Annotated in this window: 19 protein-coding genes; 11 read left to right on the forward strand and 8 right to left on the reverse strand. The window is 65.7% G+C overall.

The genetic code is table 11. From position 1 onward, the window contains the following. Positions 1–169 precede the first annotated feature (169 nt). From AB7G19_RS33340 to AB7G19_RS33355, 4 genes are all read right to left on the reverse strand, one after another. On the reverse strand, positions 170–2716 hold the full coding sequence (locus AB7G19_RS33340) for an HWE histidine kinase domain-containing protein (RefSeq protein WP_135216715.1): 2547 nt from the start codon (positions 2714–2716) through the stop codon (positions 170–172). Further along, positions 2713–3297 (reverse strand): biliverdin-producing heme oxygenase, encoded by a 585-nt coding sequence (locus AB7G19_RS33345; RefSeq protein ID WP_085402533.1) that lies wholly within the window; start codon positions 3295–3297, stop codon positions 2713–2715. The genes AB7G19_RS33340 and AB7G19_RS33345 overlap by 4 nt, the downstream gene beginning before the upstream one ends. A gap of 131 nt (positions 3298–3428) precedes the next feature. Beyond that, positions 3429–3596, reverse strand: a complete 168-nt coding sequence (locus AB7G19_RS33350) for a DUF1127 domain-containing protein (RefSeq protein WP_085402532.1) — start codon at positions 3594–3596, stop codon at positions 3429–3431. 53 nt (positions 3597–3649) lie between these two features. Continuing rightward, positions 3650–4093 carry a nuclear transport factor 2 family protein gene (locus AB7G19_RS33355; RefSeq protein WP_085402589.1) on the reverse strand — a complete coding sequence of 148 codons (444 nt, stop codon included), beginning with the start codon at positions 4091–4093 and terminating at the stop codon, positions 3650–3652. Between the two features lie 91 nt (positions 4094–4184). On the opposite strand from AB7G19_RS33355, the gene AB7G19_RS33360 reads away from it, so the two are divergent. Further along, entirely contained in the window at positions 4185–5108 is a 924-nt protein-coding gene (locus AB7G19_RS33360) for a LysR family transcriptional regulator (protein ID WP_085402531.1), read from the forward strand. Positions 5109–5233: 125 nt separating this feature from the next. Here the strand turns inward: AB7G19_RS33360 and AB7G19_RS33365 are convergent, their stop codons facing one another. Then, the gene (locus tag AB7G19_RS33365) at positions 5234–5854 is read right to left on the reverse strand and encodes a glutathione S-transferase family protein (protein WP_085402530.1); all 621 of its coding nucleotides are present in this window, start codon (positions 5852–5854) and stop codon (positions 5234–5236) included. 141 nt (positions 5855–5995) lie between these two features. Between AB7G19_RS33365 and AB7G19_RS33370 the strand changes: the two genes are divergently transcribed. Continuing rightward, positions 5996–7276 carry a flavin-dependent oxidoreductase gene (locus AB7G19_RS33370; protein WP_085402529.1) on the forward strand — a complete coding sequence of 427 codons (1281 nt, stop codon included), beginning with the start codon at positions 5996–5998 and terminating at the stop codon, positions 7274–7276. 261 nt (positions 7277–7537) lie between these two features. Here the strand turns inward: AB7G19_RS33370 and AB7G19_RS33375 are convergent, their stop codons facing one another. Further along, a complete protein-coding gene (locus AB7G19_RS33375; protein ID WP_085402528.1) occupies positions 7538–7960 on the reverse strand; it encodes a PaaI family thioesterase in 423 nt (140 codons plus the stop codon). Positions 7961–8012: 52 nt separating this feature from the next. Further along, positions 8013–9152 (reverse strand): A/G-specific adenine glycosylase, encoded by a 1140-nt coding sequence (gene mutY / locus AB7G19_RS33380; RefSeq protein WP_085402588.1) that lies wholly within the window; start codon positions 9150–9152, stop codon positions 8013–8015. A gap of 128 nt (positions 9153–9280) precedes the next feature. Between mutY and AB7G19_RS33385 the strand changes: the two genes are divergently transcribed. From AB7G19_RS33385 to AB7G19_RS33425, 9 genes are all read left to right on the forward strand, one after another. Continuing rightward, entirely contained in the window at positions 9281–9772 is a 492-nt protein-coding gene (locus tag AB7G19_RS33385) for a DUF721 domain-containing protein (RefSeq protein ID WP_028150718.1), read from the forward strand. Between the two features lie 140 nt (positions 9773–9912). Next, the gene (locus tag AB7G19_RS33390) at positions 9913–10569 is read left to right on the forward strand and encodes a DsbA family protein (protein WP_085402527.1); all 657 of its coding nucleotides are present in this window, start codon (positions 9913–9915) and stop codon (positions 10567–10569) included. Between the two features lie 218 nt (positions 10570–10787). Continuing rightward, positions 10788–14252, forward strand: coding sequence for a chromosome segregation protein SMC (gene smc / locus AB7G19_RS33395; protein WP_085402526.1), 3465 nt, complete (start codon positions 10788–10790; stop codon positions 14250–14252). Between the two features lie 134 nt (positions 14253–14386). Continuing rightward, positions 14387–15364, forward strand: coding sequence for a small ribosomal subunit Rsm22 family protein (locus tag AB7G19_RS33400; RefSeq protein WP_085402525.1), 978 nt, complete (start codon positions 14387–14389; stop codon positions 15362–15364). A gap of 136 nt (positions 15365–15500) precedes the next feature. Continuing rightward, the gene (locus tag AB7G19_RS33405) at positions 15501–16061 is read left to right on the forward strand and encodes a LemA family protein (RefSeq protein ID WP_014497379.1); all 561 of its coding nucleotides are present in this window, start codon (positions 15501–15503) and stop codon (positions 16059–16061) included. 32 nt (positions 16062–16093) lie between these two features. Continuing rightward, positions 16094–17296: a M48 family metalloprotease gene (locus AB7G19_RS33410; RefSeq protein WP_085402524.1), complete on the forward strand. Its 1203-nt coding sequence runs from the start codon at positions 16094–16096 to the stop codon at positions 17294–17296. 194 nt (positions 17297–17490) lie between these two features. After that, complete coding sequence (locus AB7G19_RS33415; protein WP_085402523.1) at positions 17491–18243, forward strand: hypothetical protein; 753 nt, start codon at positions 17491–17493, stop codon at positions 18241–18243. A gap of 60 nt (positions 18244–18303) precedes the next feature. After that, the gene (locus tag AB7G19_RS33420) at positions 18304–18972 is read left to right on the forward strand and encodes a hypothetical protein (RefSeq protein ID WP_085402522.1); all 669 of its coding nucleotides are present in this window, start codon (positions 18304–18306) and stop codon (positions 18970–18972) included. Between the two features lie 92 nt (positions 18973–19064). Next, positions 19065–19397: a GIY-YIG nuclease family protein gene (locus tag AB7G19_RS33425; RefSeq protein ID WP_085402521.1), complete on the forward strand. Its 333-nt coding sequence runs from the start codon at positions 19065–19067 to the stop codon at positions 19395–19397. Between the two features lie 24 nt (positions 19398–19421). Here the strand turns inward: AB7G19_RS33425 and AB7G19_RS33430 are convergent, their stop codons facing one another. Then, complete coding sequence (locus AB7G19_RS33430; RefSeq protein WP_038943444.1) at positions 19422–19961, reverse strand: adenine phosphoribosyltransferase; 540 nt, start codon at positions 19959–19961, stop codon at positions 19422–19424. Positions 19962–19969: the final 8 nt, after the last annotated feature.

The raw sequence follows: 19969 nt of genomic DNA on the forward strand, positions 1-19969 counted from the left end.
GCTGCACCGCGGTACAATGAGGGACACTCGTTAATTGAACCTTCCGATTTTTCGCGCATGTGTGTGCCGGCCCGCACAGGACCTGCTGATTTTATCGGCAGTTGCGCAGGTTTCGGTGCAAAGCCCGCAGCCGCTTGCAGAGCGCTGCACGCGTCGCCGGGATGGATGTCTATTGAGCGACCGTCCCCTGCAATTTGCCGAGCGCGTTCTCGACGACTTCCAGCGTGTAGGGCTTCTGGACCACCGGCGCGAACGCCAGCTCTTCCGGGATCGGCGCGCGCTCGCCATAGCCGGTCGCGAACATGAAGGGCACGCCGATCTCCTTCAGCTTCTCGGCCACCTTGATGCTGCTCTCGTTGCCGAGGTTGAGATCGAGCAGCGCAAAGCCCGGACGCGTGCGCTCGATCGCGCGCAACGCCTGGTCGACGCTCGCCGCAGTGTCGACATGGCGGGCACCGAGATCGAGCAGGATGACTTCGGCCGCCATGGCGATGATCAGATTGTCCTCGACGATCAGCGCGGTCTCGGAAATTCGCGGACGGGCGGGTTGCTGCTCCTCGACGCGCATGGCGGCTCCTCCGATTGATGGCACCAGTTCGACAAAATTGGGCGGGATGATGAACTTGGCCTGCACCCCGAGCAGGTCGAACCGGATTTCGGCTTCGCCCTTAAGGTCGAAGGGGACGGAACGCTCGATGATGGTGGTCCCGAAGCCGCGGCGCGACGGCGGCTGCACCGGCGGCCCGCCGCTCTCCTTCCATTCGATGACAAGGCTGGAAGATGGATCGAGGCGCCACACCACCTCGACGCTGCCGGTGGAATCGGCCAGCGCGCCATATTTGGCGGAATTGGTCATCATCTCGTGCACGACCAGCGCCAGCGTCGCGAACGCCTTGGGATCGAGCGCGACGTCGGGCCCGCCCATCTTCACGCGGCCGGCGCGCGCGCCGAGATAGGCGCCGGCCTCGGACTCGACCAGCGAGCGCAGCGCAACCGGCGCCCAGTTCAAATTGGTGATCTGGTCGTGGGCGCGGGCCAAAGCCTGGATGCGGCCACCGAGCACGCCGGCAAACTCCTCAACCGAAGTTGCAGTGTCCTTGCTCTGCGCGACCAGCGCGCGGACAAGGCTCAAAATGTTGCGGACGCGGTGATTAAGCTCGGCGATCATCAACTCCTGCCGCTCCTGCGCGCCGCGACGCTCGCGGGCGGCAAGGTCGGACAGTTGCAGGATCACTTCGAGCAGCGTGACGCGCAGGCTCTCGGCGATGCGGATGTCGGCCGTGGACCAAGGTTTCGACTGGCCCGCCACCGTTTCCTGCCAGAGCTCAAAGCTCTTGCGCGGCGTCAGGCGCGGTCCGTTCGGTCCCTCGTCATAGACCTTGTCGGGCGCGCCGGCCCAGTTCACTGAGCGCACGACCTCGCGCCGGAAGAAGATCAGGCAATCGCGCGGAGTCCGCGAGATCGGAATGGCGAGAAATCCGGCTGCGCGGTCGCGAAAGGACTGCCCGGCAGCATAGACCTTGGCAATCTCGGCACTGGCGAAAATCCGTCCCGGCGAGGTCCGGTTGATGAAGGCGACCAGCTCCTTCACCTCGTCCTCGGTCGGCGTCTGGCCCTGAAGCGTGATCTTGTTGTCGGACCATACCGCCACGCCGTCGCAATCGATCATCCCGCGATAGTCGCCGAGGAAGTCGACGATCGCGCGCCGGCTGTGCTCGTGCGAGGCCGCGGTCTCGATCAACCGCTCCTGCACCTGGTGAGCGCGCATCTCATAGGCGACATTGCCCTCGCGCTCGCGCCCCTCCACGATCCAGGAGAACATCTGCCCGAACAGCTCGGACGCGGTGCGCTTCTCGAACGAGATGTAGCGCGGCGAATAATGATGGCAGGCGAACAGGCCCCACAGCTTGCCGTCGCGCAGGATCGACACCGACATCGAGGCCCCGACGCCCATGTTGCGCAAATATTCGATGTGAATCGGCGAGACCGAGCGCAGCACGCTCATGGAGAGATCGAGCAGCCCCGCATTGTGCGTTGCCGTCGAAAACAACGCGGCTGGTTTCGAATTGATATCGGCGATGATGCGCAGCCAGTTGCGCTGATAAAGGATGCGGGCCTGCTTGGGGATGTCGGAGGCCGGATAGTGCAGGCCGAGAAACCGTTCGAGGCCGGCTTCCGCAGCTTCAGCGATCACCTCGCCCGATCCGTCCGGATGAAATTGATAGACCATGACGCGGTCGAAGCCGGTCAGGACCTTGAGCTGGCGCGCCGCCTCGCGGGCGAGCTCGGTCATGCCGCGCGTCTTGCGGATTCGCTCCAGCATCAGGCGGACGAGCTCGCCGGAATTGACGCCGGGCTCGTTGACGCTGGGCTCTGCCTCGATGACCAGATAGGCGCCGGAGAAGTGGATGGAGAGATCGTAAGGCGGCTTGCCCGCCTGGAGCTCGACACCGAACAGGCGCTCGGTCGTATCCGGGCCGGTGAGATGATCGACGCGGCCGCGAATGGTCTCGACGGCGGCTTCCGAGATGACGCGCGACAGCGGCTGCTGCAGCAGGTCGGCGACGTCAGTCCCAAGAAAGCTGCCGACATTGTCGGAGGCCATGCAGATCGTAAAATCCGACAGCACCGTGAGCAGGAAGCCGAACGGCTGGACGCTGCCGGGAATGTGGATCGGCTCGCGATCGCAATTGGTGAGATTGACCGCCTCGTTCATGCGCGGTCCGCCGCCTGCTCGAAGGCCGCGAAAGCGACACGTGCCGATTCGATCGTCTCGTCCGCGTCGCAATCCTCTTCGTTTTGAAGCTGCGCCAGAAAGCTCTGCCAGAGCCGCTTGCCCGCGCCATGACTGAGATACGCGGTGGCCTCGCCGATGCGCGGATCGCCCGCATCCGCGACCGCCTTCAGCAGAAACTTTGCGCCGAGACGGGAGCCCTCCAGAACATACAACGTGCCGAGCATGCCACTGCGCGTCAGCGGCGGCACGGATACGGTGGATTGCGCGGCGCTGCCGAGCTGCCCGAGATCGGCCGCGATTGCGGCGCTACGCGCCCGCTCCAGCCAATCCGGAAACATCGTGGCGACGCCAGCCTGCACAAGCGCAGCTTCGAGCGGAAGAAGTGCGCCGGCGCTGGCTTGCAGGAAACGGCGGTAACCGGACAAGACCGTGAGGTCGAACGACGAAAGCTGCGCATCGAGCTCGCGGTGCGCATTCGCAGTCGCATCTCTCAATCGTTCGCGGAGTCCGGGAAAGCTGCGGCCCACCTGTGTTGAAACGTCCGAAACCCCAGCCAGCATGAATTTCCCAAACGCGTGCAATGCCGGGGGCGCGATTGCCCCCGAACCGAGCAAACGCCCGGCGGAACCCGAAGGTTCCGCCGGCTCCGATAAAATGGGAGGCAGGCGGCGGCTGGATCTCGTCCGTTCGTCTAACTCCGTCGCACCGGTCTCCTCAGTTCGTACGCGATCTCCGCCCAGGTCATGCCGCAGTCCTGAAGCTCCCGTTCGCTCATGGCGGCGAGCTGGTACCGGGCCTGGGACCGCTCGCGCCTGACAACGACGATCGCTATCAGCCTGCGCCAGATCGACACGACCATCGCCGAACGGGGCCGACGGCACCGGTCGGCGGACGAGATGGTCCTCAATCCGGTCAGCTCGCGGCCCTCACGGGCGTCTGCGGAAACGGACCAAGCGCCCTCTCGGTCAGGGTCGAGTCGCAATATTCCCGGATCTCCTTGATCTTCCCGTCCTCGAGGCGAAACACCAGGCAGTAGTCGTTGTCATAACGAACGCCCTCGGGCGTGACGTTGTCGCCCTTGGCTTCCACCACGACCACGTCGCCATCGGCGATGAAACGGTGAGCTACGGTGCGGGTCCGGTTGCGCAAGCGGGTGCGCACATAACCGTGCAGATCGTTGAGGATCGCCTCCTTGCCGGTGAAGGTGCGGGACCAGGAATACTGGCCGGTCACGACCCATCTGGCATCGTCGGCAAGGCTTGCGGTGAACAGGGCCCGGTCGCGTGCGGCCGGATCGGGGCTGGCGGCGGCGGCAAAGATATCCTGCATCAGTTTCTTGTTGGCGCTCGCGCTCATGGCGGCATCTCCGTTTGGTGGCAACACGGAGATCATCCCTGCCGGATAAGAATTCTTCAAATCGATAGTGGATATGATATCTATTCGCCTCATGAATTTGAATTCGCTTGACCTCAATCTCCTGACCGCGCTCGACGCGCTGCTGCGCGAGGCCAATGTCAGCCGGGCCGCGCTTCGGATCGGGCTGTCGCAGCCGGCCACGAGCCATGCGTTGCAACGCCTGCGCGACATCTTCGGCGATCCGTTGCTGGTGCGCACCGGCGCGCGCATGGAGCTGACGCCGCGGGCGCAAGCGCTCCGCGCGCCGCTGGCCCAGGCGCTCGACCAGGTGCGCGGGCTGTTCATACCTGACGACTTCGACGCCGCGCGCAGCGAGCGGCAATTCCGCCTGATGATGCCTGATCTCGCGGTCGAGCTGCTGATGCCGCCCCTGATGGAGAAAGTCACCCAGGCCGCCCCCAACGTCCGCATCGACGTCGTGCCTTGGCGAGGGTCGACGATCTTCCACGCAGAATTCGCCCGCACCATCGATCTCGTGATCTCGATCGGCAACGCCTTCAAGGGTTTTCACCGCCAGCTGCTCTACACCGACAGCGACGCGCTGGCGGTGCGGCGCGGCCATCCCATGGCTGCGAAGCTGAAGCGGCGCGAGACGTTCCTGGCCGCACGCCATGTCGGCGTGATCATCCGCGGCAGCAGCGAGGATTTGATCGACACCTGGCTGCGCACCAAGGGCATCGAGCGACACATTTCGCTGGTGGTGTCAGGCTATCTCGAAGCGCTGCACGTCGCCGCCCGCACCGACCTCGTCGCCTTCGTGCCGCGCCGGCTGATCGCCGCGCTGTCGAAGCAGCTCGGCCTCGTCACGGTGACGCCGCCGCTCGACCCCGGGATCGACGAGCAGTTCATGTTCCATCCGACCCGCGCGCAGATGGACCCCGGCTCGATCTGGCTGCGGCGACTGATGCTGGAGACGGGACGTGAATTGGAGCAAGCCAAGCGCAAGCTATCGTAGGGTGGATTAGCCGAAGGCGTAATCCACCAACTTTTGCATCTGCGGAGACAAACAGAGGTGGGTTACGCCGAGCAGATACGCTTCGCGCATCTGCTCGTCTAACCCACCCTACGAGAGCTACGTTCCTACGCCTTCTGCGCGTCCATCACCTTGCGCACGGCGGGACGGTCGGACATGCGCTTGAAGTGGTCGGCGATCTTCGGCGTGGCGTTGATGTCGACGCTGTCGCCTTCGAGCCAGGTCGACAGGGTATAGAGATAGGGGTCGCAGATCGTGTACTGCTCGCCCATCACCCACGGTCCCTTGAACATCTTCTGTTCGATCAGGGAGAAGCAGGCGCCCATGGTCTTCGGAATCATCGCCTTCATGTCGGCGAACGAGCTCTCCTCGGCAGCCCAGCGCGCGCCGCGCATCTTGTGGGCATGGTTGATGTGCACGGTCGAGCAGAGATAGGAGTTGAACGACTGCACCCGGGCGAAATCGAAGGGATCGTCGAGCGGCGCGAGCTTCGCCTTGGGGAAGGTCTGCGCGACATAGGCCAGCATCGCGGGCGTCTCGGTCAGCACGCCGCGATCGGTCACCAGCGCGGGCACGCGGCCCTTCGGGTTGATCGCGAGGTAATCCGGGCTGTTCTGCTGGTTGGTCTTGAAGCTCAGCCGCTCGGCCGTGTAGTCGGCACCGGCCTCTTCCAGGGTGATGTAAGTGGCGAGCGCGCAGGTGCCGGTGGCGTAGTAGAGCTTGAACATGTCGGACCTCATGGGAAAGCTGGAAGTTAACGGCTGTCGTCCCCAAGGTCCATAGCACGACGTTCTCCGTGCTTTTGCTCTTCGCAGTTGCCCACCGCCGCCCGCCTGTGCCAAGACGCCCGCAATCGGAGGGGTTTTGTCATGACGGTACTCATCGCCGGTGGCGGCATCGGCGGGCTGACGCTTGCGCTCAGCCTGCACGGAATCGGCGTTCCCGTAAAAGTGTTCGAGAGCGTCGCCGAGCTGAAGCCACTCGGCGTCGGCATCAACGTGCTGCCGCATGCCGTGCGCGAGCTGATCGAGCTCGGGCTGATGGACAGACTGGACGCCAGCGGCGTGCGGACCTGCGAACTCGCCTATTTCTCCAAGCACGGCAAGCCGATCTGGAGCGAGCCGCGCGGGCTGGAAGCCGGCTACAAATGGCCGCAATTCTCGATCCATCGCGGCACCCTCCAGCAGCTCCTGCTCGACACCGCGATCGAGCGGCTCGGCCGCGAGAATATCTTGACCGGCCACCATCTGACCGGCTGGACCGAGACGGAAAACGGCGTGCGCGCCGACTTCATCGACAGGGCGACCGGCAAGGCTGCCGGCAGTTACGACGGCGCGATCCTGATCGCCGCCGACGGTATCCATTCCGCCGTGCGAGAAAAGCTCTATCCGCAGGAGGGACCACCGATCTGGAATGGCCGCATCCTCTGGCGCGGCGTCACGCCGTCAAAAGCCTTCCTCACCGGCCGCACCATGATCATGGCCGGGCACGAGATCCTGAAATTCGTCTGCTATCCGATTTCGAAGGCGCCCGATGCGGCGGGCAACCATCTGATCAACTGGGTTGCCGAGCGCCACATGCCGCCGACCTATCAGTGGCGGCGCGAGGACTATAACCGCACGGCGCGCCTGGAGGAGTTTCTGCCCTGGTTCGAGAGCTGGCAGTTCGACTGGCTGGACGTGCCCGGCCTGATCAAGAACTGCCCGCACGCCTACGAATATCCGCTGGTCGACCGCGATCCGGTGTCGCAATGGACCTTCGGCCGCGTCACGCTGATGGGCGACGCCGCGCATCCGATGTACCCGATCGGCTCGAACGGCGCCTCGCAGGCGATCCTCGATGCCCGCACCATCACCCGCGAGATCCTGGCGCATGGCCCGACGACCGCGGCGCTGCTCGCCTATGAGGCCGAGCGGAGGCCTGCGACCACCGACCTCGTCCTGCTCAACCGCAAGAACGGCCCCGAGCAGGTGATGCAGCTCGTCGAGGAGCGCGCGCCCGACGGCTACGACATCGTCACCGACGTGCTGTCGCAGCAGGAGTTGGAAGACATCGCCGCAAACTACAAGCGCGTCGCCGGCTTCCAGGTCGAGGCGCTGAATGCGAAGCCGCCGATCGTGAGCGCGGATGCAAAGCGGATGGGAGCGTGAGCTCGCGCAAGAAGCGAGATGCGCATTAATGTGCCCTCGCCCCTTGCGGGAGAGGGCAGCACCACTGGCAAACATACACTCGCTTGGGTGAGGGGTCCGTCTCCGCGAGTCCAACTCGCATTTGAGTTCGCGGAGAGAAACCCCTCATCCGGCGCCATAGCCGAAGCTTCGCTTCGGCGTTCTCTTAAGAACGGCGGCCCGAAGGCCGCCTATGCCACCTTCTCCCGCAAGGGGAGAAGGGAAGAGGAATGCGCGGCTCGACTATTTCCCCACCACCCTCGCCGCCTCCAGCAGCCGCTCGCTGGCGCTCGCCGTCGCCAGCACCGTGCCGTCTTCCGCCATCAGCTTCGCCTCGACGAACGCAATCGTCTTGCCGAGTTGCGTCACCCTGGCCTCACCGATGATCGGGCCGGGCCTTGCGGGGCTGAGGAAATTCACGGTCATGCTGATCGTGGTGGTGTAGAGCCGGCCCTCGCTCATCACCAGCACGGCCGGCCCCATGGTGTCGTCGAGCATGGCAGAGAGCATGCCGCCCTGGATGAAGCCCGCCGGATTGCAGAACTCGGGCTTGCCCTCGAAGGCGAGCCTGATCCAGCCCTCCTCCGGACGGGCATCGAGCAGGCGCCATCCGAGCAGCTCGGCGCAGGGCGGCCTTGGAAAGTTGTTGAGTGCGGTCTTGACCATTGGCAGCCTCCGTATCGGGCGCTGATAGCGTAGCGCTGCTGCCAGCGTGCTGTCAGGAAGGTGGGGCCCTTGAAGGGTCCAGCGCGTGTGCGATCACCTTGCGCATGACGTTGGGCAGCGCTTCACCGGCGAGGGTCGCGATCGGCACCCAGCGCATGCCCTCGGGCGCGCGCGTACGCGCTTCGGCCTTCGCCGTGTAGACCACCAGCTCCAGCGGAAAATGCGTGAAGACGTGGGTGACGACGCCCACCTTGCGCTGCCAGCGCGACAGCCCCTTCAGGTCCGGTGCCTGCTGCTTCGCCGTCGCGTCCTCCTGGCCGGCCAGCCAGTCCGAGCCCGGCACCTCGGTCATGCCGCCAAGGAGGCCTTTTTCGGGCCTCGAGCGGACCAGCAGCTCGCCGCCGCGCGTCACGACGAAGGCAGCCCCGCGCCGCAACGTTCCGCTCTTCTTCGGCGCCTTGCGCGGAAACGTTTCCTGCGTCGCCAGCGCACGCGCGGTGCAATCCTCATTGAGCGGACAGAGCGAGCAGGCCGGCTTCTTCGGCGTGCAGATCGAGGCGCCCAGATCCATCAGCGCCTGCGCGCTGTCGCCAGCACGAGACGTCTCGTCGCCGGCGCGAGCGTCCGCAAGCAGCGTCGCCGCCAGTTGCTGGATCAGCGGCTTGGCCTGCGGCAGCTCCTCCTCGACGGCGAACAGGCGCGACACCACGCGCTCGATGTTGCCGTCAACAGGCATGGTGCGGCGGTCGAACGCGATCGCGGCGATCGCGGCCGCCGTATAGGGCCCGATGCCCGGCAGCGCGCGCAGCCCCTCTTCCGTGTCCGGAAACACACCGCCGTGCTCGCGCGTCACGGCCACCGCGCAGGCATGGAGATTGCGCGCGCGGGAGTAATAGCCGAGCCCGGCCCACATCCGCAGCACGTCATCCTGCGACGCCCGGCCCAGCGCCGTGACATCCGGCCAGCGCGCGACGAACTTTTCGAAATAGGGGCCGACGGCTTTCACGGTGGTCTGCTGGAGCATGATCTCCGATAGCCAGACGCGGTAAGGGTCCGAGGTCTCGCCGGGCATCGCGCGCCATGGCAGACGGCGGCGATGGCGGTCGTACCAGGCGAGCAACAGCGTTGGGCGAGCCGATGCCTCCGACTGAATTGGTTCCGACTTGGCCATTAGTGCCGATTTGGGGCTCATGCCCTCACTGTAGCGGCAACGCGCCGGCCTCTCCACGTCATGGCCGCGCTCGTCGCGGGCATCCACGTCTTTCTTCGCGGAACGCTCCCCAATGGTGAGGCCTGCGCTCCAAGGTGCTATAAGGGTCCATGTCCAAATTCCCTCCCAGACCCGGTCCCATCAGCGCCAAGCCGCTGTCGCTGCTGCTCAACGACGTCTTTGCCGAGGCCTATGCCAAGCAGGGTTTTGCGGCGCGCGAGCTGGTGACCCGATGGGCGCAGATTGCCGGGCCGGAGATTGCGGCCCATGCCGAGCCTTTGAAGATGCAATGGCCGCGGCCGGTCGAGGGCCAGCCGCAGGAGCCGGCGACCCTGGTGCTGCGGGTCGAGGGGCCGATGGCGCTGGAGATCCAGCACTCCGCCGACGTGATCCTGGAGCGGGTCAATCGCTTCTTCGGCTGGAGCGCGGTCGGCAAGCTCGCCTTCCGCCAGGCCCCCCTGTCGCGCGCCCGGCCGCCGGTCCGGCCCGGTCCGCCGGATCCCAAATCGGTGGCCAAGGTGGCGGAGAGCCTGGGGGACATCGAAGATGAAGAATTGAAGACAGCGCTGGCGCGGCTCGGGGCCGCCATCAAGCGAAATTGAGCCTCATTCCGCCGGTAATCTGAACCCGTCCCTGTCGCTCGCCATTGCCTCGAACTACGTTTCAAGCTAGCGACAGGCCGCCTGAACGGGAACTTTGATAAGAACCTTGGGGCGAGACCACACCAATCCGGGAGCCGACCTTGATCATCACCCGCCGCGCCTTCAACACGATGCTGTCGCTGACCGGTCTTGCCGCGCTCGCCGGGCTGTCGCCGCTGCGGTTCATCTCCGAGGCGATGGCGCAGTCGGCCGCCGATGTGGCCAAGCCCGTGTCGCTGCCCGACATGGCACTCGGCGCCAAGGACGCCCCCGTCACCATCACCGAATATGCCTCGATGACCTGCCCGCATTGTGCGGCGTTCAACGAGCAGGTGTTCCCCAAGATCAAGTCGGAATACATCGACACCGGCAAGGTGCGTTACATCTTCCGCGAGTTCCCGCTCGACATCAAGGCCGCCGCCGGCTCGATGCTGTCGCGCTGCATCGCCAAGGACGACGCGTCGAAATATTTCGCGGTCACCGACATGCTGTTCCGCCAGCAGAACGATTGGGTGCTGAAGAACACCACCGAGACCCTGACGCGGATCGGCAAGCAGGCCGGCCTCACCCAGCAGCAGGTCGAGGCCTGCCTGAAGGACCAGGCGCTGCTCGACAAGATCGCCGCCGACCAGAAGTACGCCAGCGACGTTCTGAAGGTGGATTCGACGCCGACGTTCTTCATCAACGGCGAGAAGATCAAGGGCGAAGCCTCGTTCGATGAATTCGCCAAGAAGATCAATCCGCTGCTGAAGAGCTGATTTTCCCCGCTCAACGCCTGATTCGCATCTCGAAAGCCGTATCTTTCCCGGCATAAATCCCTTGGGAAAAGCGGTTTTCGCCGGTTGCCCTCGCGGCGCACCGCGGCCATTGTCCGACCGCATGAGGCGCCTCGCGCGACTCACCCAGAGAGTGACATTGCCTTCCATGGTATTGTCCCGGCAGGGGGATTCGCGCCTGCCAACAGAGATGCGTGCTTATGAAAATCACCCGCCTGCGCCTTCACGGCTTCAAGTCCTTCGTTGAGGCCACCGACTTCGTCATCGAGCCCGGCCTGACCGGCGTGGTCGGACCCAACGGCTGCGGCAAGTCGAATCTCGTCGAGGCGCTGCGCTGGGCGATGGGCGAAACCTCGTACAAGTCGCTGCGCGCGGCCGACATGGACGCGGTGATCTTCGCCGGCTCCGGCAACCGTCCTGCGCGCAACCACGCCGAAGTGACGATGACGATCGACAACACCGATCGCACCGCGCCGGCGGCGATGAACGACAGCCAGCTGCTCGAAATCTCCCGCCGCATCGAGCGCGAGGCGGGCTCGGTCTATCGCATCAACGGCCGCGACGTGCGTGCGCGCGACGTGCAGATCCTGTTCGCGGACGCCGCCACCGGTGCGCGCTCGCCCGCCCTCGTCCACCAGGGCAAGATCGGCGAGATCATCCAGGCCAAGCCCGAGCAGCGCCGCCGCGTGCTGGAAGACGCTGCCGGCGTCGCCGGCCTGCACGCCCGCCGCCACGAGGCCGAGTTGCGGCTGAAAGCCGCCGAAACCAACCTCACCCGCGTCGAGGACGTGATCGGCCAGCTCGCCGGCCAGATGGAAGGCCTGAAGAAGCAGGCCCGCCAGGCCGTGCGCTATCGCGAGGTCGCGGCCAAGGTCCGCAAGGCGGAAGCCACGCTGTTCCACCTGCGCTGGATCGGCGCGCATGCCGACGTCAACGAATCCGGCCAGACCCATGATCTCGCGGTTCGCGAAATGGCCGAGCGCACCCAGCACCAGGCCGAAGCCGCCCGCATCCAGGCGATCCGCGCCACCGAAATGCCGGCGCTGCGCGATGCCGAAGCGCGCGCCGCGGCCGGGCTGCAGCGCCTGACCAATGCACGCGAACTGCTCGACCGCGAGGAAGAGCGCGCCAAGGAGCGCGTCGCCGAGCTAGAGCGGCGCCTCGCCCAGTTCGAGGGCGACATCTCGCGCGCCCAGCAGCAGACCATGGACGCCGACGTCGCGCTCCAGCGGCTCGACACCGAAGACGCCGAGCTGAAGGAAGAGATCAAGTCGCGGGTCGAGAAGCGCTCCGGCGTCGACGAGCGCGTCGGCGAAGCCGAGGCGGTGCTGACCGAAACCGAGCACCAGTTCGCCGAGCTCACCACGGCGCTTGCCGACCTCACCGCCAAGCGCAACCAGCTCGAAGCCAATGTCCGCACCCACCGCGACAAGCTCGCCCGGCTCGACCAGGAGATTTCGAACGTCGCGGCCGAGGAGCAGAAGCTTGCCGACGAGACCGGCGGCTTCGGCGATCTCGACGAGCTGACCGCAACGGTCGAGAACGCGGAGCAGACCCTTGCCGCTTCGGAAGCCGCGGCCCAGGCCAGCGAAGCTGCGCATGTTGCCGCGCGCCAGACGCTGGAATCCTCACGCTCGCCGCTCGTCGAAGCCGACAAGCGCGTGCAGCGCCTCGATACCGAGGCGCGCACGATCTCCAAGATCGTCAACGGCGAGACCAAGAATCTGTGGCCGCCGATCATCGACGGCATCACCGTCGACAAGGGCTTTGAGAAGGCGATCGGTGCCGCGCTCGGCGACGATCTCGACGCGCCGGTCGATCCGTCCGCGCCGATGCGCTGGACCAATGCCGGCGTGACCGACGGCGATCCGGAGCTGCCCGAGGGCGTCGTGCCGCTCGCGAGCCACGTTCAGGCGCCCGCCGAGCTGGCGCGCCGCCTGGCGCAGATCGGCGTGGTGCCGCGCGAGCGGGGCGCCGAACTGGTCTCGCAGCTCAAGACCGGCCAGCGGCTGGTCTCGCCCGAAGGCGACGTCTGGCGCTGGGACGGCTTTGTCGCCGCGGCCCACGCCCCGACCGGTGCGGCACGGCGCCTCGCCGAGCGCGCCCGCCTCGTCGACATCGAGAACGAGCTGGAGCAGGCCCGCATCGACGCGCAGATCAAGCGTCAGGCGCTGGAGAACGCCGAGTCCGAGCTGCAGATGGCCGCCAGCACCGAAGGTGCGAGCCGCGAGGCCTGGCGCGCCGCCCAGCGCGAGCTCAACGTCGCGCGTGAGCGCCATGCGACGGCCGAACGCGAGATCAGCCGCCGCGCCGCGCGCAAGGCGACGCTGTCGGAAGCCCATAGCCGCCTCGCCGCCGACCGCGCCGAGGCCGAGGCCGCGTACGAATATGCCGAGGCCGGCATCACCGAGCTGCCGTCGAGCGAGGACACGGAGACCCGTCTCGCCGCCGTCCGCAGCGACATCGAAGGCCATCGCCGCATGGCCGCCCAGGTCCGCGCCGAGGCGCAGGCGCTGGCGCGCGAAGCGGAGCTCGCCGACCGCCGCGTGCAGGCGATCCTCGCCGAGCGCACCGAGTGGCAGAACCGCAAGGAGAGTGCGGCCTCACACATCGACACCATCCAGACCCGCATCACCGAGGTCTCGATCGAGCGCAGCGATCTCGAAAACGCGCCCGCCGTGTTCGCCGAGAAGCGCAGCGCGCTGATCACCGAGATCGAATACGCGGAAAACGACCGCCGCATGGCCGCCGACGCGCTCGCCTCGGCCGAGACCGCGATGGCCGAAACCGATCGCGTCGCCAAGCTGACACTCGAAGCGCTGTCGAGCTCCCGCGAAGCAACCGCCCGCGCCGAGGAGCGCATGGAAGGCGCACGGCGCCGGCTCGAGGACATCGAGCGCGAGATCCGCGACATGCTGGAGGTCGAGCCGCAGGCCGTTGCCGGCCTCGCCGAGATCGAGCCCGGCGCCGAGCTGCCGCCGCTGCACGACATCGAGGAAGACCTCGAAAAGATGCGCCGCGACCGCGAGCGCCTGGGTGCGGTGAACCTGCGCGCCGAGGAAGAGCTGCGCGAGGTCGAGACCCAGCACACCGGCCTCGTCACCGAGCGCGATGACCTCGTCGAAGCCATCAAGCGGCTGCGCCAGGGCATCCAGAGCCTCAACAAGGAAGCGCGCGAGCGGCTCCTGACCTCGTTCGAGGTCGTCAACAACCACTTCAAGCGCCTGTTCGTCGAGCTGTTCGGCGGCGGCGAGGCCGCGCTGCACCTGATCGAGAGCGACGACCCGCTCGAAGCCGGTCTCGAGATCATCGCAAAGCCGCCGGGCAAGAAGCCGCAGACGCTGTCGCTGCTTTCGGGCGGCGAGCAGGCGCTGACCGCGATGGCGCTGATCTTCGCGGTGTTCCTCACCAACCCCTCGCCGATCTGCGTGCTGGACGAAGTCGACGCACCGCTCGACGACCACAACGTCGAGCGCTACTGCAACCTGCTGCACGAGATGACCAGCTCGACCGACACCCGCTTCATCATCATCACACACAACCCGATCACGATGGCGCGGATGAACCGGCTGTTCGGCGTCACCATGGCCGAGCGCGGCGTCTCGCAACTGGTGTCGGTGAGCCTGTCAGAGGCGGTGGACATTCTCGACCAGAACGTGGCGTGAGCCTCCGGTCGTTCCACACCTATTGACGTCATCATCCGCGAAAGCGGATGATCCAGTACGCCGCGGCCTCTCGGTTCACGGCGCCGTCTCGGAATACTGGATGCCCCGCCTACGCGGGGCATGACGATGAGAAAATGATCTCACCCACCCTCCCCGCCGAACTGAAAGCCGCCCTCGACGGCAAGCTTCAGGGCTTCTCCCGCACCGACGCCGCACAGCGCTCGCAAAAAATCTCGACCGCCTATCGCGCAGGCGGCACCTCCGGCACCATCAAGTCGGAGGCCGATGCGCTCGCCTACGCGCTGGCGCGGATGCCAGCGACCTATGCGGCCGTGGCCGCCAGCCTGAATGCGCTGACCGAGATGGCGCCGGACCTCGCCCCGGAAACCCTGCTCGACGTCGGCGCAGGCCCGGGCACCGCGAGCTGGGCCGCTGCTGAGGCCTTTCCGTCGCTGCAGGATTTTACCCTGCTCGACGCCAACGCCACCCTCAGCCGTCTCGCGCTCGAACTGGCGCATGACAGCACACGTCTCGCCGATTGCCGCTATCTGCCGGGCGACGCCGGTGCCAATCTCGCCGAGGTCTCGCAAGCCGATCTCGTCGTCGCGAGCTACGTCATCGGCGAGCTCAGCGAGACCGATCAGCGCAAGCTTTCGGAAACGATGTGGGCGAAAGCACGCCACGCGCTGGTCGTGATCGAGCCCGGCACACCGGCCGGCTACGCGCGCATCCTCGCGCTGCGCCAGCAGCTGATCGCGCTAGGTGCCTACGTCGCCGCGCCCTGCCCGCACGAAAAACCCTGCCCCCTCGTAGCGCCCGACTGGTGCCATTTCAGCCAACGCCTGCCGCGCTCGCAGGCGCACCGGCAGATCAAGGGCGCCGACGTGCCGTTCGAGGACGAGCGCTTCATCTACACCGCCCTGACCCGGACAGCGCCCGCAACACGTGCCGCGCGCGTGCTGGCGCCGCCGGATGTCGGCAAAGCCGAGATCACCGCAAAGCTCTGCACGGAGGGCGGCCTCGCTATCACCAAGGTCCCGCGGCGCGACAAGGCCGGCTATGCAAGCGCCCGGCGCTGGCGCTGGGGCGACGCGGTCATTGCCGAAAGTTAACTTCGTCGGACGCTTTTGCCTTGAACTCGGATGGTTCCCCATTCGACCAAGTCTTACCTTCCTCTGCGCCGGGCTCTCGTCCTGTGCCAATTTGGTCTAGGCTGCGCCCGCCTGCTTCCCCCTTCAGGAGTTCTCCATGTCGACCGGCTGGATCGTTCTCGGCGTCATCGTCGTCCTCGTGTTCCTGGCGTTCAGCGCCTACAACCGGCTGGTGGCGCTGGGCCAGCGCGTCGGCCAGGCCTTTGCCGACATCGACGTGCAGCTCAAGCAGCGCCACGATCTGATCCCGAACCTGGTCGAGACGGTGAAGGGCTATGCTTCGCATGAGCGTGGCACGCTCGACGACGTCATCAAGGCGCGCAACTCGGCGATGTCGGCGCAGGGACCGGCACAGGTATCCGCCGCCGAGAACCAGCTCTCCGGCGCGCTCGGCCGGCTGATCGCGCTGTCGGAGGCCTATCCGGACCTCAAGGCCAACGCCAACTTCCAGCAGCTCGCCAGTGAGCTCTCCGACCTCGAGAACAAGATCGCGGCGAGCCGCCGCTTCTTCAACAACGCGGTCCAGGAGTACAACACCGGCATCCAGCAGATGCCCGCCGCCCTGTTCGCCGGCATGTTCGGCTTCACCAAGAAGGACTTCTTCGATCTCGGCGCCAGCCGCACCGAAGTCGAGGCCACTCCGCAGGTGAAGTTCTGAGTTGAGCCGATAGGCCGGCAGGGCATCGCGTCATGGCCGCGTATGGTCTCTACACGCACATCGCCTCGAACAAGTTTCGTTCGATGCTGCTGCTCGCCGGCCTGTTCATGCTGGTCTACGTGCTGGTCTATGCCGGCGCGCTGGTCGCGGAAGTCGTCATCAACAGCAATGGCACTGTCGCCTACTATCTGAGCCGCGCTTTCCACGACCTCATCGTCGCCGCGCCGTTCGCGACGATCGCGGCGGCGGTCTGGATCGTCATCGCCTATTTCTTCCACCAGTCAATGATCGATGCCGTGACCGGCGGCCACGACGTCACCCGGCAGGAAGAGCCGCGACTCTACAATCTGCTCGAAAACCTCTGCATCTCGCGCGGCATCACCATGCCGAAGCTGAAGATCATGGAGAGCCCGGCGCTGAACGCGTTCGCGACCGGCCTCAATCCGCGGCAATATTCGATCACCGTGACCACGGGTCTCCTCAATGCGCTTGATGACAAGGAGATCGAGGCGGTGCTGGGCCACGAGCTGACCCACATCAAGAACGGCGACGTCCAGCTCATGGTCGTCGCCGTCATCATCGCCGGCGTGGTCGGCTTCTTCGGCGAGTTGTTCTTCCGCCTGTTCACGAGCTTCAACTGGAGCTCCGGCTCCGGCGGCTCGTGGTCGTCGGGCTCGTCCTCATCGTCGCGATCGTCCTCGTCGTCGAGCGACAGCAAGAGCTCCGGCGGCGGCGCGGTGATCGTGATCATCATCGCGGTCGTGCTGATCGTGGTGGCGTGGCTGTTGTCGCAGGTGGTGAAGCTCGCGCTGTCGCGTTCGCGCGAATATCTCGCCGACGCAGGCTCCGTCGAGCTGACGAAAGATCCGGACGCCATGATCTCGGCGCTGCGCAAGATCGAGAACCGCGGCGAGCTGCCGGGCGCGACTTCGGCGGTGATGGAGCTCTGCGTCGACAATCCGCGCGAGGGCTTTGCCGATTTGTTCGCGACCCATCCCTCGGTGCAGTCCCGGGTCGACGCGCTGGTCAAGTTCGCCGGCGGCCATGATCCCGGCCCGCTGCCGCCGCCCGACGAGGCGGACGAGCCTGAGGCACAGGTGAAGCGGCAGGACGGCCCGCCGCCGTTGCGCCAGGGGCCTTGGGACGATGCAGGCAGCTCGGCCGGTCCACCGCCCGTGCCCGCCCCCTCCGGAACTGCAGCCGGCAATCCGATGGGTCCATGGGGCCGTCGTTAAGGGCGGGATTTTAAGCGACTTGCGAAGGGTTGCGTTGCGATTGGGAAAAACCTCGGAAATTGCCACAACCAGAGGCCGAGGATTTGAATTCTCCCTTGTTTCTGCCATGTTCGCGCCCAACAGCAGACTTGGGACATCGATTTGGGGCCCGACCGATTGCAAGGCGCAATCGGAGGGCGCGTTAGGGGACAGCAATGGCAAAGCCGGCAGTGGTTGTGGTGGGCGCGGACAAGGGCGGGGTGGGCAAGACCACGGTGTCGCGCACCTTGCTCGATTATTTTTCCGCCAACAACGTACCGACGCGCGCCTTCGACACGGAGTCGCCGCGCGGAACCCTGAAGCGCTTTCACCCCGAGATCACCGAGATCGTCGACATGATGACGACCTCGGACCAGATGAAGATCTTCGACACGCTCAACGCGGCGAGCCCGTCGGTGACCGTGATCGACGTCCGCGCCGGCCTGCTCTCGCCGGCGCTGGCCTCGCTGCGCGACATCGGCTTCCTCGACGCAGCCAAGGCCGGCCAGATCACCTTCGCGGTGTTCCACATCCTGGGCCCCTCGATCGCGTCGCTCGACGAAATCGCCGAGACCGCAGGCTTCATGGGCGGCGCAAAATATTTCCTGGTGAAGAACTTCATCAACGACACCCAGTTCTTCCAGTGGGACCAGGCGACCTACAATTCCTACTTCCACCGCATCAAGGACGCGACCGAGCTGACCATCCCCAAGCTCAACGAAATGGCCTATGAGCAGGTCGAAGTGTCCTCCGTCCCGTTCCTGAAATTCGTCGCCAACAAGGGCATCAACGACGAAGCCGCGAACTATTCCTTCGTGCTGCGCGGCTATGTCCGCCACTGGCTGGCGAATGTCTGGAGCGAGTTCGACCGGATCCGGCTGACCGACATCGTCGGTTCGAAGCCCGCCACCCGCAACAGCGAAAAATAGTTGCAGAGCGCGGGCGGATACGGCTGGATTGGACGGTGAGTTCGCCTGATATAGCTGTCGATGCCCGCGACGCCCCTTTACATCATCTGCTCGCCCCGCCCGCAGGTCGGCAAGACGCTGCTGGCGCGGCTATTGAGCGAATTTTTGCTGCTCAAGAACGGCGACGTCGCGGCCTTCGACGTCAACCTGAAGGAACCGTCGCTGCTCGACTATCTGCCGAAGGTCACCGAAACGGCTGATGTGATCGACACCTACGGCAAGATGCAGCTGATGGACCGCGTCATCGTCGATGACGGCCTAGCCAAGGTGATCGACCTCGGCTTCCACGCCTTCGACGAGTTCTTCAAGATGACCGACGAGATCGGCCTGTTGAAGGAGGCCGCACGCCGGCACGTCGCGCCGATGATCCTGTTCGTCGCCGACACCGACCGCGTCTCGGCCCGCGCCCACGAGATGCTGCGCGGACAGATCCCGCGGATGAACCTGATCACGGTGGACAATGAGCACATCGTGCGCGGCGAGCTGCCGGCCGCGATGGCGACCGGGCGGCTGTTCCGCCTGCCCGCGCTACCCGGCTTCCTCAAGACCTATATCGACCGGCTCAACTTCTCCTTCACCGGCTATCTGCGCCAGGAGAAGGACGCCTCCACCGAGCTGCACCAGTGGACCCGGCGGAACTACCTCGCCTTCCGCGAGCTCGAGCTCAGCCTGATCCTGCAAAGCTCCTGAGGCGATAATTTTACCCGGATAATATTGACTGCGGGGCTGACCGCGCCTATTGAGGCGGAGATCGGTATCCCTCTCAGCAAGGTCCCACCCCCGTGAGCATCGACCGGAAGGCAGCCATCGCCGCCTACAAGGAGCGCAAGACCATTGCGGGCATCTACGTCGTCCGCTGCGCGGCATCGGGCGAGGCCTGGGTCGGCCAGGCGCCGAACCTGCAGACCATCCAGAACCGCATCTGGTTCTCGCTCCGCCAGGGCAGCCACACCTGCCGTACCCTCCAGGCTGCGTGGAACGCGCATGGCGAGGCGGGCCTGACGTTCGGCGAATGCGAGCGGCTGGAAAATGAGGAGACTGACTACGTCAGGAACGCGCTCCTGAAGGAGCGCATGCTGCATTGGCGGTCCGCATTGAAGGCCGAGGCGATCTGACGATCGCCGGGGTGGCGACGCGGCTCAATGCCCTTCGAACGTCATCAGCGTTCGCACCGGCACGTCCATCGCGCGCAGCTTGGCGGCGCCGCCGAGATCGGGGAGGTCGACAATGAAGCAGGCGGCGACGACATTGGCGCCGATTTGGCGGAGGAGCTTCACCGCGCCTTCCGCGGTGCCGCCGGTGGCGATGAGATCGTCGACCAGGATGACGCGCTCGCCGGGCTGGATCGCGTCGACATGCATCTCCATCTCGTCGATGCCGTATTCGAGCGAGTAGGCAATGCGCACGGTGGTGTGCGGCAGCTTGCCTTTCTTGCGGATCGGCACGAAGCCGGCGGAGAGCTGATGCGCCACCGCGCCGCCGATGATGAAGCCGCGCGCCTCCATGCCGGCGACCTTGTCGATCTTGTTGCCGGCCCAGGGATTGACGAGCTCGTCGACCGCGCGGCGGAACGCGCGCGCATCCGCGAGCAGCGTGGTGATGTCGCGGAACATGATCCCCGGCTTGGGATAGTCGACGATGGTGCGGACGCTCGCCTTCAGATCGTGGTCAAAGGTCATTGGTGCCT

The organism is Bradyrhizobium sp. 215_C5_N1_1 (genome assembly GCF_052075935.1).
Taxonomy (GTDB): Bacteria; Pseudomonadota; Alphaproteobacteria; order Rhizobiales; family Xanthobacteraceae; genus Bradyrhizobium; species Bradyrhizobium barranii.

Bases quoted from the DNA above. Each gene is read 5' to 3' on its own strand.
- AB7G19_RS33340 (WP_135216715.1), bottom strand. From the start codon at position 2,716: ATGAACGAGGCGGTCAATCTCACCAATTGCGATCGCGAGCCGATCCAC.
- AB7G19_RS33400 (WP_085402525.1), top strand. From the start codon at position 14,387: ATGATCTCACCCACCCTCCCCGCCGAACTGAAAGCCGCCCTCGACGGC.
- AB7G19_RS33350 (WP_085402532.1), bottom strand. From the start codon at position 3,596: ATGGTCGTGTCGATCTGGCGCAGGCTGATAGCGATCGTCGTTGTCAGG.
- AB7G19_RS33385 (WP_028150718.1), top strand. From the start codon at position 9,281: ATGTCCAAATTCCCTCCCAGACCCGGTCCCATCAGCGCCAAGCCGCTG.
- AB7G19_RS33345 (WP_085402533.1), bottom strand. From the start codon at position 3,297: ATGCTGGCTGGGGTTTCGGACGTTTCAACACAGGTGGGCCGCAGCTTT.
- AB7G19_RS33355 (WP_085402589.1), bottom strand. From the start codon at position 4,093: ATGAGCGCGAGCGCCAACAAGAAACTGATGCAGGATATCTTTGCCGCC.
- mutY (WP_085402588.1), bottom strand. From the start codon at position 9,152: ATGAGCCCCAAATCGGCACTAATGGCCAAGTCGGAACCAATTCAGTCG.
- AB7G19_RS33430 (WP_038943444.1), bottom strand. From the start codon at position 19,961: ATGACCTTTGACCACGATCTGAAGGCGAGCGTCCGCACCATCGTCGAC.
- AB7G19_RS33370 (WP_085402529.1), top strand. From the start codon at position 5,996: ATGACGGTACTCATCGCCGGTGGCGGCATCGGCGGGCTGACGCTTGCG.
- AB7G19_RS33415 (WP_085402523.1), top strand. From the start codon at position 17,491: ATGGCAAAGCCGGCAGTGGTTGTGGTGGGCGCGGACAAGGGCGGGGTG.
- smc (WP_085402526.1), top strand. From the start codon at position 10,788: ATGAAAATCACCCGCCTGCGCCTTCACGGCTTCAAGTCCTTCGTTGAG.
- AB7G19_RS33405 (WP_014497379.1), top strand. From the start codon at position 15,501: ATGTCGACCGGCTGGATCGTTCTCGGCGTCATCGTCGTCCTCGTGTTC.
- AB7G19_RS33420 (WP_085402522.1), top strand. From the start codon at position 18,304: ATGCCCGCGACGCCCCTTTACATCATCTGCTCGCCCCGCCCGCAGGTC.
- AB7G19_RS33365 (WP_085402530.1), bottom strand. From the start codon at position 5,854: ATGTTCAAGCTCTACTACGCCACCGGCACCTGCGCGCTCGCCACTTAC.
- AB7G19_RS33375 (WP_085402528.1), bottom strand. From the start codon at position 7,960: ATGGTCAAGACCGCACTCAACAACTTTCCAAGGCCGCCCTGCGCCGAG.
- AB7G19_RS33410 (WP_085402524.1), top strand. From the start codon at position 16,094: ATGGCCGCGTATGGTCTCTACACGCACATCGCCTCGAACAAGTTTCGT.
- AB7G19_RS33360 (WP_085402531.1), top strand. From the start codon at position 4,185: ATGAATTTGAATTCGCTTGACCTCAATCTCCTGACCGCGCTCGACGCG.